A 14,028-nucleotide genomic window follows, 5' to 3' on the forward strand; every position below is an offset into this window, starting at 1 on the left:
GGCCAAATATCGTTTTTCGTCAAGGCACTCTCCCAAAAACCCAACGCCGTTCCCGAAAGCAGGACATGATGACTTCGAGACCTTCGATCGCCTTCGCCAAATTCGCAGCGCCCAAAAAGGGCGGTGTCTTCGTGCTGGCGGCCGACGATGGCGGCCTCGGCGACGCGGCAAAGGCTTGCGATCCGGCAAAGACCCTGGAGCGGGCGTTTCCGGTGGCCGACTTTTCGGGCAAGTTCGCCAGCCTGGTCGAAGTGCTGGCGCCGGAGGGCACATCGCTCGACCGGCTGGTGGCGGTCGGTGTCGGCAAGGTCTCGGGGCTCGACGACCATGCCTGGCTCAAGCTTGGCGGCACCATTGCTACATCCTTGCGCAAGTCGGCAGAGGTGGCCGTCCTGGTCGATCTGCCGGGTGCTGCCATCGGCGGCGAGCAAGCGGCACAGCTTGCCGCGGGCATCCTTCTGCGCAGCTATGTCTTCGACAAATACAAGACGAAAAAGGACAATAGCGACGGCCAGCGCGATGGCAAGAAGGTCGAGCCCAAGAAGCCGGCCAAGGTGACCATCCACACCACCGATCCGGCGTCGGCGAAAAAGGCCTTCGCCGACGAAGTGGCGGTGATCGACGGGGTGTTCCTGGCGCGCGATCTGGTCAACGAACCGGCCAATGTACTGGGGCCGGTGGAATTCGCCGCCCGCGCCAGCGAACTGGAAGCGCTCGGCGTCACAGTCGAGATCCTGGTCGAGAAGGAGATGAAGAAGCTCGGCATGGGCTCGCTGCTCGGCGTCGCGCAAGGCTCGCCGCGTGGCGCCCGCATCGCCGTCATGCGCTGGAACGGCGGCAAGGCCAAGGACAGCCCGGTTGCCTTCGTCGGCAAGGGCGTCACGTTCGACACCGGCGGCAATTCGATAAAGACGGCCTCCGGCATGGAGGACATGAAGGGCGACATGGGCGGCGCGGCCGCCGTGACCGGGCTGATGCACGCGCTGGCCGCTCGCAAGGCCAAGGCGAACGTCGTCGGCGTCATCGGGCTGGTGGAAAACTCCGTCGACGGCCATGCGCAGCGCCCCGGCGACATCGTCACCTCGATGTCGGGCCAGACCATCGAGGTGCTCAACACCGACGCCGAAGGCCGCCTCGTTCTGGCCGATGCGCTGTGGTACTGCAACGATCGCTTCCAGCCGAAATTCATGGTCAATCTGGCGACGCTGACCGGCGCCATCATGGTCGCGCTCGGTCAGCACTATGCCGGCCTGTTCTCCAACAATGACGAATTGGCGGAAAGGCTGACGAGTGCCGGGCAGGCGACGCAGGAACGGCTGTGGCGGATGCCGCTCGGCACCGAATACGACAAGCTGATCGATTCGAAAAATGCCGACATGAAGAACATCGGCGGCCGCTACGGCGGCGCCATCATCGCGGCGCAGTTCCTGCAGCGCTTCGTCAAGGATACGCCCTGGGCACATCTCGACATCGCCGGCACCGCGCTGGGCGCGCCGTCCAGCGAGATCAACCAGTCATGGGGCTCCGGCTTCGGCGTCAGGCTGCTCGACCGGCTGGTGCGCGACAACTACGAGGGGTGAGGCCTTTCAAGGCGCGATCATGGCCGACGTCCTGTTCTACCACCTGACCGAATCGACGCTGGAGGATGCGCTGCCCGGCCTGCTCGAGCGCAGCGTCGATCGCGGTTGGCGCGCCGTGGTGCAGACCGGCACCGAGGAACGGCGCGATTCGCTGGACCAGCATCTGTGGACCTTCAGGGACGATTCGTTCCTGGCGCATGCGACGGACCGCGAATCCTATCCGGCCGAGCAACCGATCCTTTTGACCACCGGCCAGGACAATCCGAACGAGGCGCAGATCCGCTTCCTGGTCGACGGCGCGGGGCCGCCAGAGCTTGGCAGTTATGAGCGGGCCGTGTTCCTGTTCGACGGCCACGATACGGCCCAGGTCGAGGCGGCGCGCACGCACTGGAAGACGATGAAGGAAGCCGGCCACGCGGTCACCTACTGGCAGCAGACAGCAGATCGGCGCTGGGAACGCAAGGCGTAAAGCTGCAGCCTTGGCTATCGTCAAGCTGGGATCAACTCGCTGAGCAGTTGGGTCGCGATGCCGAACAGAGCATCGCAGCGCAGCGGCAATACCCGATTCGGGCGTCTGCCAACTACTGCGCGCCGGGCGTCCATTCGGGCAGCGGCGCCAGGCTGCGGTTGAACTGCTTCCACCACATGGACTCATCTATCTCGCAGCAGGCGCGAAGCATGGCGTGCGCCTTCTCGAAAGCCTGGGTAGCGAGATCGTCGAACGTCATCTGCGGGTCGTACGGTATGGACACTACCAGTTCCTGACCGGTCTGTGTGCCGCCTTCGTCGACCTGAAGATAAAGCCAAACGACGAAATGCGCGCCGTGGCCGCTCGCGTCCGCGTTGCCGATCTTGATGCGGTCGATGCCTGCTGCGGTGACTTTCATGCGGAGGGCCTCTTCATTTGGGATTCACAGTGAATCTCACAAGTCCGCAGCAATCAGAAGGGTTCCGGAACCGTTGTCCCTATGGTGAAGTATTGATAAAGAACTGGTTAGGCACCCTCGACCCTTCTTATGAACCTCGCATGGGTTGATGAACCATCCAGAAACCAGGGCTAGGTCGCAGAGAGGTCTCCTTCGCGCCACCTTCAGACCATGCGTCGCCGAGCCCTCGCTGCCCAAAGGTTGCTCGCACGGTCCTCAGGTCATCAGCTTCCACGACCAATAGACGCCTATCGCCACCTGGATGATGAAAGCGGTGAACCGGAGACTTACCGCTGGAGGATTGGTCGAAACGAGATGGATAATCGACTGCACGATTCGCGCGCCAAGGAACCAGGACGCCAACGGGTCCGTAATCCCCGTTCTTGATGTCATGATCGCAATCGCCAACAACCCGCCGAAAATCGGCAGACCTTCGATGCAGTTGGCATGAGCGCGGGCAATGCGCTGCATGAAGGGCGATAGTCCGGAATGTCTGGCGTGAAGCCATTGGCCGCGACCTTTCCTGTAACAACGAGATAAGATCGGGCGGTTTCCACTACTACCAGCAAAAAGAGCGTCCACGAGACAAAGCCTGTCAATGCATAGACCGTGTAAGACACGTTTACCTCCCAGGTTATTTCTGCCCTTTTGTTTTGTTTGTAGCCGATCGTCTCAGAACAGACGAGGCTGAGCGAATTTCCGCTTGGGTCAGGGCTTTGCCTTGGAAGTCCTCCGACGAAGGAACTCAACTAAGGCACTACCCAGCCACTTGACGAAGGCGCGATCGCGCGCAAAACTGCTAAGATGTCAGACCAATTTTCGATATAGGTACCCATGCGAACGCGCGGCGAACTGCCCGGGGCACCTGCCACGCGTGTGGCAATCGCCACGCTCCCGCCGCTGGATCGCGGCAAACAGGTCATGGAAGCGCTGGCCGACTATGTCGAACGCGCCGCACTGAAAAGCGGTGACCGGCTTCCGACCGAACGCGAATTGATGGCCGCGCTTTCCGTCGGGCGCTCGACGATACGGGAGGCGATGGGCCGTTTCGAAGCGCTCGGCGTCACCGAGACCCGCAAAGGCAGCGGCACCTATCTGCTCAAGCCGATCTCCGCCGGTACGATCCATTTGCCGCTGTCGCTCGATACGGCAGAGCTGCGCGACGGTCTCTTGCACACACTCGAGGTGCGCCGCGGCATCGAGGCCGAGGCAAGCATGGTCGCGGCGCGGCGGCGCACGGTCGACGATCTGCGGACGATCGAGGAAAAACTCATCGAGATGGAGCGCGTCCATCTCGCCACCGGCACGTCGGGCCCGGAAGACCTGGCCTTTCACCTGGCCATCTACGACGCCACGCACAACCCGCTTTTCCGGCAGCTCCTGGGGCAGATGCGCGAAGCGTTCGAGCGCTTCTGGGACCATCCTTTCGACCGCCAGGATTTCGCGCGGCGATCGTTCCCGCATCACCGCGAGCTGTTCGATGCCATCGTCGCCAGGGACGCGGAACTGGCGCGCGGAAGAACGCTGAAGATCCTCGAGATCGTGGAAGAGGATATCGAGGAAATGTCGAAATGAACGGCCCCGATTTTTTCGACCAGGCATCGCTGATCGCCGCGCATGACGAGAGCAACGCCTTCGATGCCGTCGTGCCGCCGATCGTGCAGACCTCGCTCTTTACCTTCCCGAGCTACGACGAGATGCTCGAGACATATCGCGGCGAAAAAGTGCGGCCGACCTACACGCGTGGGCTGAACCCGACCGTGCGCATGTTCGAGGAAATGCTGGCAAAGCTGGAGGGCGCCGAGGACGCCATCGGTTTCGCGAGCGGTATGTCCGCCATCTCGTCGGCGGTGCTGAGCTTCGTCGAGCCGGGCGACCGCATCGTCGCGGTCAGGCACATCTACCCGGACGCGTTCCGGCTGTTCGGGACGCTGCTTGCGCGCATGCGCATCGAGGTGACCTATGTCGACGGGCGTGACGAAGCGGCCGTCGCAGGCGCCCTGCCTGGCGCCAAGCTGTTCTATATGGAAAGCCCGACCAGCTGGGTCATGGAAACCCATGACATCGGTGCGCTCGCTGCGCTGGCGAAATCCCGTGGCATCCCGACCATCATCGACAACAGCTGGGCCAGCCCGGTCTTCCAGCGGCCGCTGTCGCTCGGCGTCGACGTCGTGGTCCATTCCGCGTCCAAGTATCTGGGTGGCCACAGCGATGTCGTGGCCGGCGTGGTTGCGGGCTCGAAGGACTTGATCGGCCGCATCCGCGGCGAAGCCTATCCATATCTCGGCGGCAAGCTGTCGCCATTCGATGCCTGGCTCTTGATCCGCGGCTTGCGCACGCTGCCGATCCGCATGCGCGCCCATCAGGCCTCCGGCCTCGAAATCGCACGGCGCCTGCAGGACCATCCGATCGTCGAGAAGGTCTGCCATCCGGGGCTGGCCAACCGGCTTCCCGCGGGGCTCACCGGCACGTCGGGCCTGTTCTCATTCGTCTTCCGCGACGGCATCGACATCCGGACGTTTGCCGACCGCCTCAAGCTGTTCAAGCTTGGCGTGTCCTGGGGCGGCCATGAAAGCCTCATCGTGCCGGGCGAGGTCGTGCTGCAGCAGAAGGCCCAACCCAATTCCGCGTTGGCGTTCGGCGTCCATCCGCGGTCCGTGCGTCTCCATGTCGGCCTTGAGGGAACCGAGGCGCTGTGGAGAGACCTGGAGGCGGCGATCACAGCCGCTTCCGAAGAAAAGACCTGAAGCAACCAGACAAGAAGGGAACGGAAAATGAAGAAGCTTCTTATCGCCGCATTCGCCACCGTACTGATGTCGGGTGCTGCACTCGCCGACACGACGCTGAAGCTCGTGGAGGTGATCACCAGCCCCGAGCGCACCGAAACGCTGAAGTCGATCGTCTCCAAATTCGAGGCCGCCAACCCGGGCACGAAGGTCGAAGTCATCTCGCTGCCCTGGGGCGAGGCGTTCCAGAAATTCGCGACCATGGTGTCCGCCGGCGAAATCCCCGACGTCATGGAGATGCCGGACACGTGGCTGTCGCTCTATGCCAACAACGGCCTCCTCGAAAGCCTCGAACCCTATCTTGCCAAATGGGAGCACACTTCGGGCCTCACCGATCGCGCGCTCGAGCTTGGCCGCGACGTGAACAACACCGCCTACATGCTGCCCTATGGCTTCTATCTCCGGGCGATGTTCTACAACAAGAAGCTGTTCCAGGAGGCTGGTGTCGCCGAGCCGCCAAAGACGATGGACGAGTTCGTGGCGGCGTCGGAGAAAGTCTCCAAGCTACCGGGCAAATATGGCTACTGCCTGCGCGGCGGGCCGGGCGGCCTCAACGGCTGGATGATGTTCGGCGCAACGATGGCCGGGTCCAACAAATTCTTCAACGACGACGGCACCTCGACTATGAACAGCGAAGGCTGGGTCAAGGGACTGACCTGGGTCGTCGATCTCTACAAGAAGGGATTGGCGCCGAAGGACAGCGTCAACTGGGGTTTCAACGAAATCGTCGCCGGTTTCTACACCGGCACCTGCGCAATGCTCGATCAGGATCCGGACGCGCTGATCGCGATCGCCGAGCGGATGAAGCCGGAAGATTACGGCGTCATGACCATGCCGAAGGGGCCGGACGGCAAGACGTTCCCGACTATCGGCTACGCCGGTTGGTCCATGATGGCGGCCAGCCAGAACAAGGACCTCTCCTGGAAGCTGATCGAAACGCTCGAAGGACCCGAGGGCAATGTCGAGTGGAACAAGCGCACCGGAGCGCTGCCGGTCCACAAGTCGGCCGAAAAGGATCCCTTCTACGCAAGCGAGCAGTTCAAGGGCTGGTTCGCCGAACTTGAGGACAAGGATGCGGTGCCGACGGTCATGCCGACCTATCTCGAGGAGTTCGCCTTCTTCAAGGATTCGATGGTCATCAAGACCAGTCAACAGGCGCTGCTCGGCGATATCACGCCTGAGGAAATGGCCAACCAGTGGGCCGACTATCTGACCAAGGCGCAGCAGAAGTTCCTGGCCAAGAAGTAAAACGGCCGACCGCGAGCATCGGAGCCGCCCATGGCGGGTGGCTCCGACAGGTCTCGTCTAGGGCCAATTGGAACGAAAGCGTTAGCTGATGGTTTTTGACGCCACCGCCGGCTTACCGGAATCGCGCCGCCGGTCGCTGATCGACCGGATCACGCGCCATGCCGAGCCATATCTTTACACGGCCCCGGCGCTGATCCTAATCGTCACCATCATGCTGGCGCCACTGGTGCTTGGCCTGTCTTACGCTTTCCGCGACGTGCAGTTGCTTAATCCTTTTTCTGGCGGGTATGTCGGGCTCGATCATTTTCGCACCCTTTATGACGACGACAATTTCTATCGGGCGCTGCGCAACACGCTGTGGTGGACCGGTGCGTCCGTCTTCCTGCAATTCGTGTTCGGCCTGATCCTGGCGCTGTTGCTCGACCGGCCGTTTGCCGGCCGCGCCATCGCGCAGGCGCTGGTGTTCCTGCCCTGGGCGGTGCCGACCTTTCTCACCGGGCTCAACTGGGCGTGGTTGCTCAATCCCGTCATCGGGCCGCTGCCGCATTGGCTTTATGCGCTCGGCCTCATGAGCGAGCCGGCCAACATCCTTTCCAATCCGCAGCTTGCGATGTGGGGACCGATCATCGCCAACGTCTGGTGGGGCATTCCCTTCTTTGCCATCACGCTGCTGGCCGCGCTCCAGGCAATTCCGCGCGACCTCTACGAGGCGGCGGCGATCGACGGCGCCGGCGCGGTCAAGCGGTTCACGTCGATCACGTTGCCGTTCCTTGCGCCGACCATTGCGATCACAGTGCTTCTGCGCACCGTCTGGATCTCGAACTTCGCCGACCTGATCATCGTGATGACCAATGGCGGGCCCGCCGACCGTACGCAGATCGTCGCGAGCTATATCTTCACGCAGGCTTTCAGGGCGCTTGATTTCGGCTACGCCTCGGCCATTGCGCTGGTGCTGCTCGTCCTGCTGCTCGCCTATTCGATGCTGATCGTCATGCTGCGGCAAGTCCTGATGGATCGCGCCTGATGGATCGGGAGATGACCGGATGAACAGATATTCGATCCTCGGCACAGCGCTGCACCGCCTGGCGATCCTCTGCTATATGGGCTTTGCTCTGTTCCCACTATTCTGGCTGTTGAAAGTATCGGTCACGCCGAACGACCTGCTTTATTCGGAGGGGGTGCGGATGTGGCCGTCGCGGATGAGCTTCGAGCATTTCCGCTTCGTGCTGGCCCACAGCGCATTCCCGGTCTTCTTCAGGAACAGCATGATCGTTGCCGGCGCGACGGCCGCGATCGTGACGCTCCTCGCATCCCTCTCGGGCTATGCGCTGTCGCGCTTCACCTTCCGCGGCAAATACTGGTTGGTCGCACTGATGCTGCTCACGCAGATGTTTCCGTTGGTGATGCTGGTCGCGCCGATCTTCAAGATGCTCTCGCCGCTCGGTCTAACCAACAGCCTGACCGGGCTGGTGGTCGTCTACACGGCCTTCAACATCCCCTTCGCGACATTCCTGATGCAGTCGTTCTTCGACGGCATTCCCAAGGAGCTGGAGGAGGCGGCCAAGATCGATGGCGCCACGCAGTTCATGGCGTTTCGCCAGATCATCCTGCCGCTGACGCTGCCGGGCATTGCCGCGACGCTTGGTTTTGTGTTCACCGCCGCGTGGAGCGAACTGCTGTTCGCGCTGATGCTGATTTCGGGCAACAGCGCCGCAACGTTTCCGGTCGGTCTGCTCACTTTCGTGTCGAAGTTTTCGGTCGATTTCGGACAGATGATGGCCGCCGGCGTGCTGGCGCTGATCCCGGCCTGCCTCTTCTTCCTGTTCATCCAGCGCTATCTGGTCCAGGGCCTGACGGCCGGCGCGGTCAAGGGCTGAGGGAGGTTTCATGGCATCGATCGACATCCGCAACGTTCGCAAGAATTTCGGAATCGTCTCCGTGCTTCACGGCGTCGACCTGGCGATAGAGAACGGCGAGTTCGTGGTGCTGGTCGGGCCGTCGGGCTGCGGCAAGAGCACGCTGCTGCGTATGATCGCCGGGCTTGAGGAGGTCACCGAAGGCGAGATCCGGATCGACGGCACGCGCGTCAATGAGCGTGCACCCAAGGACCGCGACATCGCTATGGTGTTCCAGTCCTACGCGCTCTACCCGCACATGAACGTCGCCGAGAACATGAGCTATGGCCTGCGGATCCGGAAGGCCGCCAGCGAGAAGATCGCGGCCGCTGTCGGCAATGCGGCCAGGAAGCTTGAGCTGCAGCCGCTGCTCGCGCGGCGGCCGAAGGCACTGTCGGGCGGCCAGCGCCAGCGCGTGGCGATGGGCCGCGCGATCGTGCGACAGCCCAAGGCATTCCTGTTCGACGAGCCGCTGTCCAATCTCGACGCGCGCTTGCGCGAGCAGATGCGGGCAGAGATTAAGAAGCTGCACCGTGATCTCGGCGCGACATCGATCTATGTCACCCACGACCAGATCGAGGCGATGACGCTGGCCGACCGGATCGTCGCCATGCATGAGGGCGTGGTGCAGCAGGTCGGCAGCCCGCTGGAGCTTTACGACCGCCCGGCCAACCTGTTCGTCGCCGGCTTCATCGGATCGCCGGCCATGAATTTTCTGTTGGCACGCTACGAGGTCAGCGCAGGTACGGCCGGCGCACGACTGCCTGACGGAACGCTGATCGCGCTTTCGTCAGGTTATCAACTGGAGGAAGGCGCGGCGGTGACACTCGGCATCCGGCCGGAGCATGTCGAGATGTCGCCGGCCTCGGAGGGCAGCCTGAGGGCGGCGGTCGACCTGATCGAGCCGACCGGCTTTGGTATCATCCTGCATCTCGGCCTGCACGGCCTGCCATTCAACGTCTTCACGCTCGACCGGGCCGCGCTGACGGCCGGCCCGACGGTGACGGTGACTTTCCCGCCGCAGCATCTGCATTTGTTCGATGAGACCGGAAAGCGCGCATTGACGTCGAGCCTTCAGCAGGGGAAGAACTGATCCTCATTTTCGGTCACTCGGGTCGGTTCCCACCTTTGGGTCCGATGCTATTGTCTATCTTGGCGCCGCCGAATTCGATAGGACATTCGCTCCCGGCTCGACACGCTCTTTAGACGAGGTGGACGCGCCCGCGACGGCACTAGACCATGATCCCGAACCGAAGGTCAGCGAAGCAAAAAGTGGGAACCGATGGACAAGATCATGGTCAAACAAGAAGAAGGCTAGGTAGTTGAGCGCATGCGCTTTCTGTTTCTTCTGATCCTGCTCGCCGGCATCGGCATCGGCGTCGTCTATCCCTGGGCGATGACCAATTTCTCCGGCCATGAGATCGGCACCTGGCGGGTCTACGAGCAGGGCCGGTTCAAGCCGGTGACGGTGCCGCTGGCCGGCCGCGACGCGCCGGTGCGGGTGCTGGTCGACCTCACCACCAGGGCCGAACGCATCGTCGTGTCGCAACAGCGCACCGTGCTGACGCTGACCGCAGCCACCGGCGCCAGGACGGTGCTCGCCTCGACGCTGCAGTTCATCCATTCCGAGAACCCGCGCCAGGTCAGCCCGCAACTGCCCGACAAGATCTTCCGCGACGAGGCAGGCCTGATCCCGACCGTCAGCCCCGGTCCCTACATCTTCACCGTCGGCCCCGGCGACGCCGAAGGCATTGAGATGCGGGCGGTGGACCTTGTCCTGCGCTCCGGCGTTGGCGAGATCGACAGCCGTGCGCAGCCGGTTGGCTTCTCGCTGATGGCGGTTGGCCTCATCGGGCTGGTTTTGGCTTTGCGTTTCGGCGGCCGGCGGCCGCAGAATCCGAATCCGAATTCGCAGCCGCCACCGCCGCGCTGGGGCAGGGGCTCGAACTAAGTCGTGAACTACCGTCACGCCTATCACGCCGGAAACTTTGCCGATGTCGTCAAGCATGTCGTGCTGAGCCGGCTCGTCGAATATCTGAAACAGAAGGACAAGGCGTTTCGCGTCATCGACACCCATGCCGGCATTGGCCGCTACGACCTGTCGTCGACTGAAGCGCAAAAGACCGGCGAATGGCGAGGTGGCATCGGCCGGCTGGTCGATGCCGCGCTCGACCCGCCGGTGGCAGCACTTGTGGCGCCCTATCTGGAAGCCGTTCGTTCGCTCAATCCCGAAGGCGGCGTGAAAAAATATCCGGGCTCGCCGCTGATCGCGCGTCATCTCATGCGCAAGCAGGATCGGCTGTCGGCAATCGAGTTGCATCGCCAGGATGCCGCGAAGCTGAGGACGCTGTTCCAAGGCGATTTCCAGATTCGGGTGATCGAGCTCGACGGCTGGCTGGCGCTCGGCGCACATCTGCCGCCGAAGGAAAAGCGCGGTCTCGTGCTGGTCGATCCGCCATTCGAGGAGCAGGGCGAGTTCGACCGCCTCGTCGACGGGCTGCGCAAGGCGCACAAGCGCTGGCCGGGCGGCATCTATGCGCTGTGGTATCCGGTCAAGGACCGCAAGGCGGTCGCCGCCTTCAGGAAGGCGCTGGTGCAGTCAGGCGTCCCGAAGCTGCTCGACATCGGCTTCGAGATCAGGCCGCCATCGGCCGAACCCAGCCTCGACGGCAGCGGCATGGTGGTGGTCAACCCGCCGTTCACGCTGGAAGGTGAGTTGCGGACGCTGCTGCCGGCCCTGCACAAATTGCTTGTTGTTGAGAAACCGTCGCACTGGACGCTGGAGTGGCTGGCGGCATAGGGCGGCGGAGGTGTCCACGCGCCTGCCTTGGTTGAAGCAATTTCAAACTAAGAAACCATCGTCTCTACAACCGCTTGACCGCGCGCAAGCGAATCCGCACAGTGCGCGCAATCGACCATAAGAGGCTGCCATGACTCGCTTCGCCCAATCCGCCCTTGCCGCACTGATCGCCCTTTGCACGCCGCTCGGCACGTCCCTCGCTGTCACCCAGGCAGCAAAGGCGGCCGACCTTGCCGTTTATTCCGACGAAGACAGCGGCGTTTGCGGCGAGGCCTGGGTGCTGAACAAGATCACCAGCCGCTTCTCCTACCAGGTGCACCATGTGCCGAATCTGCCCGATGTCGAGATCACCGATTTCCAGCGCATCCATCAGCACCGCTATTTCCCGGCCAACGACACCTGGCCGATCGGTCGCCGTTATTGCGGCGCCACCGTCAGCCTGTCCGACGGCAACGCCCGCACCATCTGGTATCTGATCGAGGAGGGGCAGGGCTTTGCCTCGATCGGCGACAATGTCGAATTCTGCGTCTCGGGCTTCGACCGTTGGATGGTCTACAACGGCCGCTGTCGCGTCCTGCGCTAGAGCATTTTGCAGCCAAGTGGAATCACTTGGCGTCGCAGAAACGCGGCTAAAACAAATAGATAGAGCGGGATGCCCAGTTCAATTTGAACGCATCCCGCTCTAGAGACGAGTTACGAGCAGGCCGGTCCCCGGCTGGGTAGCTGGTGAGGTTCGCGCTCCATGTCGCCCCCTCTGTCCTGCTGCCATGTCGCAACCTCGCGATCCTACGCTCTCAGCTAGATAGGGCTTCCGAATTCAAGTACATATGTTTCATGGTCGAACAACCGTCGAACCGTCGGCTCGCAGCCATCATGGTGGCCGACGTGGTTGGCTATTCGCGAATGATGGGCACCGACGAGGCGGGCACGCTCACGGCGCTGAAACGCCATCGCGAACATCTATTCGACCCGGCGGTCGCAGCCCATCATGGCCGTGTGGTGAAGCTCGTCGGTGACGGTGCCCTGGTCGAATTTGGAAGCGTGGTCGATGCCGTCAATTGCGCACTCGTGATCCAGCGCGCTATCAATGCGCGAACGCAGCCGAACGAAGAGCGCATCTCCCTAAGGATCGGCATCAATCTCGGCGACGTCATTATCGACGGTGACGACATCTATGGTGATGGTGTCAACGTAGCGGCAAGGCTCGAGGCGCTGGCCGAACCAGGCGGCATTTGCCTTTCCTCGATTGTCAATGAGAGCATTGGAAGCCGGGTCGATGTCACCTTCAGCAATGGCGGCGAGGTGACTGTCAAGAACATCGACCGGCCGATCAGGGTATGGAAATGGCACCCCGGCGGCGGGGACGCAACCGCTACCGAAACGCCGCTGACGCAGATCGATAAATCGGCTGCGTCGCATCCCGAACAGGCATCGATCGCTGTGTTGCCATTCGACAACATGTCCGGCGACCCCGAACAGGAATATTTCTCCGACGGTATCAGCGAAGACATCATCACAGACCTTTCGAAGGTTGGGGGACTCTTGGTCATAGCCCGCAACTCCAGCTTCACCTACAAGGGCAAGAGCGTGGATATTCGGACGGTCGGACGAGAACTGGGTGTCGCTGCGGTGCTTGAGGGATCGATCCGACGCGCCGGAAACAGGGTGCGGGTCAATGCACAGCTCATTGACACTGCCAAAGGCGCGCATTTGTGGGCTGATCGCTATGACCGGGAACTCACCGATATATTCGCCGTGCAGGACGAGGTAACATGCCAGATCGTTGAAGCACTGAAAGTAACCCTGACGCCGGCGGAATCGGCTCGTATTACGAAAGCCCCTACGCGAAGCGTCGAGGCTCATGATCTTTTCCTACGCGGGCGCGAGACGCTACTCGCTGCTCGAAAAACCAAGGAGACGTTCGAGCAGGCGGTCGCCTGTTTCACCGAGGCGATCGAGATCGATCCGGACTATGCCGAGCCCTATGTGGGCCTCGCCCACGCCTACAATCACGATTTCCAGAACCACTGGAGTGGGCGCACCGATAGCCAGGAGCGCTCGGGGTACTACAGCAGGCTGGCACTCGAGAAGGATCCGAATCTCCCTTATGCGCATTACATGGCCGCTCTCGTAAGGTTCTGGGAGCGCGACCTTGGTGGTACGACCAGAGAGATAGATATTGCTCTGGCACTCAACCCCAATTTCGCACTGGCTATAGCAATGCGCGGCGTCGGAAAAATCTATGGTGGCGCGCCGCTCGATGCCGTCCCAGACCTCGAACGTGCACTGCGACTTGATCCGCTGATGGACAACCAATATTGGCACTTCACGGGGTCGGCCTACCTCATTGCAGGGCAATATGAGAAAGCCGCCGAAGCCTTCCGAGCGCGCATCCGATTGTCACCTGATACGGATTTGTCCCGTGGACTACTGATTTCGGCGTTCGGCCACTTGGGCGAGATCGACGAGGCGCGGCGCGTATGGGCAGAGCTGAAGGAAATTAACCCCAAATATTCGTTTTCCGAACATATCGGGCGACTTCCGTTCAACAATCCCGCTGATGCTGACAAGATCCGGGAAGGTTACGCCAAAACGGGTCTGGTGGAATAACCTGCATTTTCAATTGTGAAAACCGCACGCACCAGCCGGCGTCCGCAATTGGCACAAAGTTCCGATTGGCCGGATGTCGCAAACGGAATTGGATGATCAAGGGGGCAAGGTCCACTTTTTGGCATGCAGCGCATTTGGAATTTTCACAAAACATGTTCAAAGCGCGCCGATTGAAGCCGTTCG

The 14,028-nt window shown here is 61.8% G+C and carries 13 protein-coding genes and 1 pseudogene; 12 read left to right on the forward strand and 2 right to left on the reverse strand.

All coding sequences use genetic code 11. The features are described from left to right. Positions 1–68 precede the first annotated feature (68 nt). Together IQ26_RS22060 and IQ26_RS22065 are read left to right on the forward strand one after the other, a co-directional pair. Complete coding sequence (locus IQ26_RS22060; RefSeq protein ID WP_145720457.1) at positions 69–1,580, forward strand: leucyl aminopeptidase; 1,512 nt, start codon at positions 69–71, stop codon at positions 1,578–1,580. A gap of 19 nt (positions 1,581–1,599) precedes the next feature. Next, positions 1,600–2,049: a DNA polymerase III subunit chi gene (locus tag IQ26_RS22065; protein WP_145720458.1), complete on the forward strand. Its 450-nt coding sequence runs from the start codon at positions 1,600–1,602 to the stop codon at positions 2,047–2,049. A gap of 112 nt (positions 2,050–2,161) precedes the next feature. Here IQ26_RS22065 and IQ26_RS22070 read toward each other — a convergent pair whose 3' ends face one another. After that, a complete protein-coding gene (locus IQ26_RS22070) occupies positions 2,162–2,467 on the reverse strand; it encodes a hypothetical protein (RefSeq protein ID WP_145720459.1) in 306 nt (101 codons plus the stop codon). Between the two features lie 255 nt (positions 2,468–2,722). Further along, a complete protein-coding gene (locus IQ26_RS22075; protein ID WP_208760196.1) occupies positions 2,723–2,977 on the reverse strand; it encodes an MAPEG family protein in 255 nt (84 codons plus the stop codon). A 363-nt stretch (positions 2,978–3,340) separates the two neighbouring features. On the opposite strand from IQ26_RS22075, the gene IQ26_RS22080 reads away from it, so the two are divergent. The 10 genes and pseudogenes from IQ26_RS22080 to IQ26_RS22125 all read left to right on the forward strand — a co-directional run bounded on the left by IQ26_RS22080 (position 3,341) and on the right by IQ26_RS22125 (position 13,845). Then, positions 3,341–4,081, forward strand: a complete 741-nt coding sequence (locus tag IQ26_RS22080; RefSeq protein WP_145720460.1) for a FadR/GntR family transcriptional regulator — start codon at positions 3,341–3,343, stop codon at positions 4,079–4,081. Next, positions 4,078–5,253, forward strand: a complete 1,176-nt coding sequence (locus IQ26_RS22085; protein WP_145720461.1) for a PLP-dependent transferase — start codon at positions 4,078–4,080, stop codon at positions 5,251–5,253. Before IQ26_RS22080 ends, IQ26_RS22085 begins: the two co-directional genes overlap by 4 nt. A gap of 27 nt (positions 5,254–5,280) precedes the next feature. Further along, entirely contained in the window at positions 5,281–6,540 is a 1,260-nt protein-coding gene (locus IQ26_RS22090; protein WP_145720462.1) for an ABC transporter substrate-binding protein, read from the forward strand. Positions 6,541–6,703: 163 nt separating this feature from the next. Beyond that, positions 6,704–7,564: pseudogene (locus tag IQ26_RS22095) on the forward strand (carbohydrate ABC transporter permease); the annotation flags it as partial. A 19-nt stretch (positions 7,565–7,583) separates the two neighbouring features. Next, the gene (locus tag IQ26_RS22100) at positions 7,584–8,417 is read left to right on the forward strand and encodes a carbohydrate ABC transporter permease (RefSeq protein ID WP_145720464.1); all 834 of its coding nucleotides are present in this window, start codon (positions 7,584–7,586) and stop codon (positions 8,415–8,417) included. Between the two features lie 10 nt (positions 8,418–8,427). Continuing rightward, a complete protein-coding gene (locus IQ26_RS22105) occupies positions 8,428–9,528 on the forward strand; it encodes an ABC transporter ATP-binding protein (protein WP_145720465.1) in 1,101 nt (366 codons plus the stop codon). Between the two features lie 237 nt (positions 9,529–9,765). Continuing rightward, positions 9,766–10,386, forward strand: coding sequence for a hypothetical protein (locus IQ26_RS22110; protein ID WP_145720466.1), 621 nt, complete (start codon positions 9,766–9,768; stop codon positions 10,384–10,386). Positions 10,387–10,389: 3 nt separating this feature from the next. Then, complete coding sequence (locus tag IQ26_RS22115) at positions 10,390–11,235, forward strand: 23S rRNA (adenine(2030)-N(6))-methyltransferase RlmJ (RefSeq protein WP_145720467.1); 846 nt, start codon at positions 10,390–10,392, stop codon at positions 11,233–11,235. A 130-nt stretch (positions 11,236–11,365) separates the two neighbouring features. After that, positions 11,366–11,818: a hypothetical protein gene (locus tag IQ26_RS22120; protein ID WP_145720468.1), complete on the forward strand. Its 453-nt coding sequence runs from the start codon at positions 11,366–11,368 to the stop codon at positions 11,816–11,818. A 251-nt stretch (positions 11,819–12,069) separates the two neighbouring features. Beyond that, on the forward strand, positions 12,070–13,845 hold the full coding sequence (locus IQ26_RS22125; protein WP_145720469.1) for an adenylate/guanylate cyclase domain-containing protein: 1,776 nt from the start codon (positions 12,070–12,072) through the stop codon (positions 13,843–13,845). Positions 13,846–14,028 lie beyond the last annotated feature (183 nt).

The sequence above is a fragment of the Mesorhizobium tianshanense genome (genome assembly GCF_007830515.1).
Classification (GTDB): domain Bacteria; phylum Pseudomonadota; class Alphaproteobacteria; order Rhizobiales; family Rhizobiaceae; genus Mesorhizobium; species Mesorhizobium tianshanense.

Bases quoted from the DNA above. Each gene is read 5' to 3' on its own strand.
- IQ26_RS22060 (WP_145720457.1), top strand. From the start codon at position 69: ATGACTTCGAGACCTTCGATCGCCTTCGCCAAATTCGCAGCGCCCAAA.
- IQ26_RS22110 (WP_145720466.1), top strand. From the start codon at position 9,766: ATGCGCTTTCTGTTTCTTCTGATCCTGCTCGCCGGCATCGGCATCGGC.
- IQ26_RS22100 (WP_145720464.1), top strand. From the start codon at position 7,584: ATGAACAGATATTCGATCCTCGGCACAGCGCTGCACCGCCTGGCGATC.
- IQ26_RS22120 (WP_145720468.1), top strand. From the start codon at position 11,366: ATGACTCGCTTCGCCCAATCCGCCCTTGCCGCACTGATCGCCCTTTGC.
- IQ26_RS22075 (WP_208760196.1), bottom strand. From the start codon at position 2,977: ATGCAGCGCATTGCCCGCGCTCATGCCAACTGCATCGAAGGTCTGCCG.
- IQ26_RS22065 (WP_145720458.1), top strand. From the start codon at position 1,600: ATGGCCGACGTCCTGTTCTACCACCTGACCGAATCGACGCTGGAGGAT.
- IQ26_RS22070 (WP_145720459.1), bottom strand. From the start codon at position 2,467: ATGAAAGTCACCGCAGCAGGCATCGACCGCATCAAGATCGGCAACGCG.
- IQ26_RS22080 (WP_145720460.1), top strand. From the start codon at position 3,341: ATGCGAACGCGCGGCGAACTGCCCGGGGCACCTGCCACGCGTGTGGCA.
- IQ26_RS22105 (WP_145720465.1), top strand. From the start codon at position 8,428: ATGGCATCGATCGACATCCGCAACGTTCGCAAGAATTTCGGAATCGTC.
- IQ26_RS22085 (WP_145720461.1), top strand. From the start codon at position 4,078: ATGAACGGCCCCGATTTTTTCGACCAGGCATCGCTGATCGCCGCGCAT.
- IQ26_RS22090 (WP_145720462.1), top strand. From the start codon at position 5,281: ATGAAGAAGCTTCTTATCGCCGCATTCGCCACCGTACTGATGTCGGGT.
- IQ26_RS22125 (WP_145720469.1), top strand. From the start codon at position 12,070: ATGGTCGAACAACCGTCGAACCGTCGGCTCGCAGCCATCATGGTGGCC.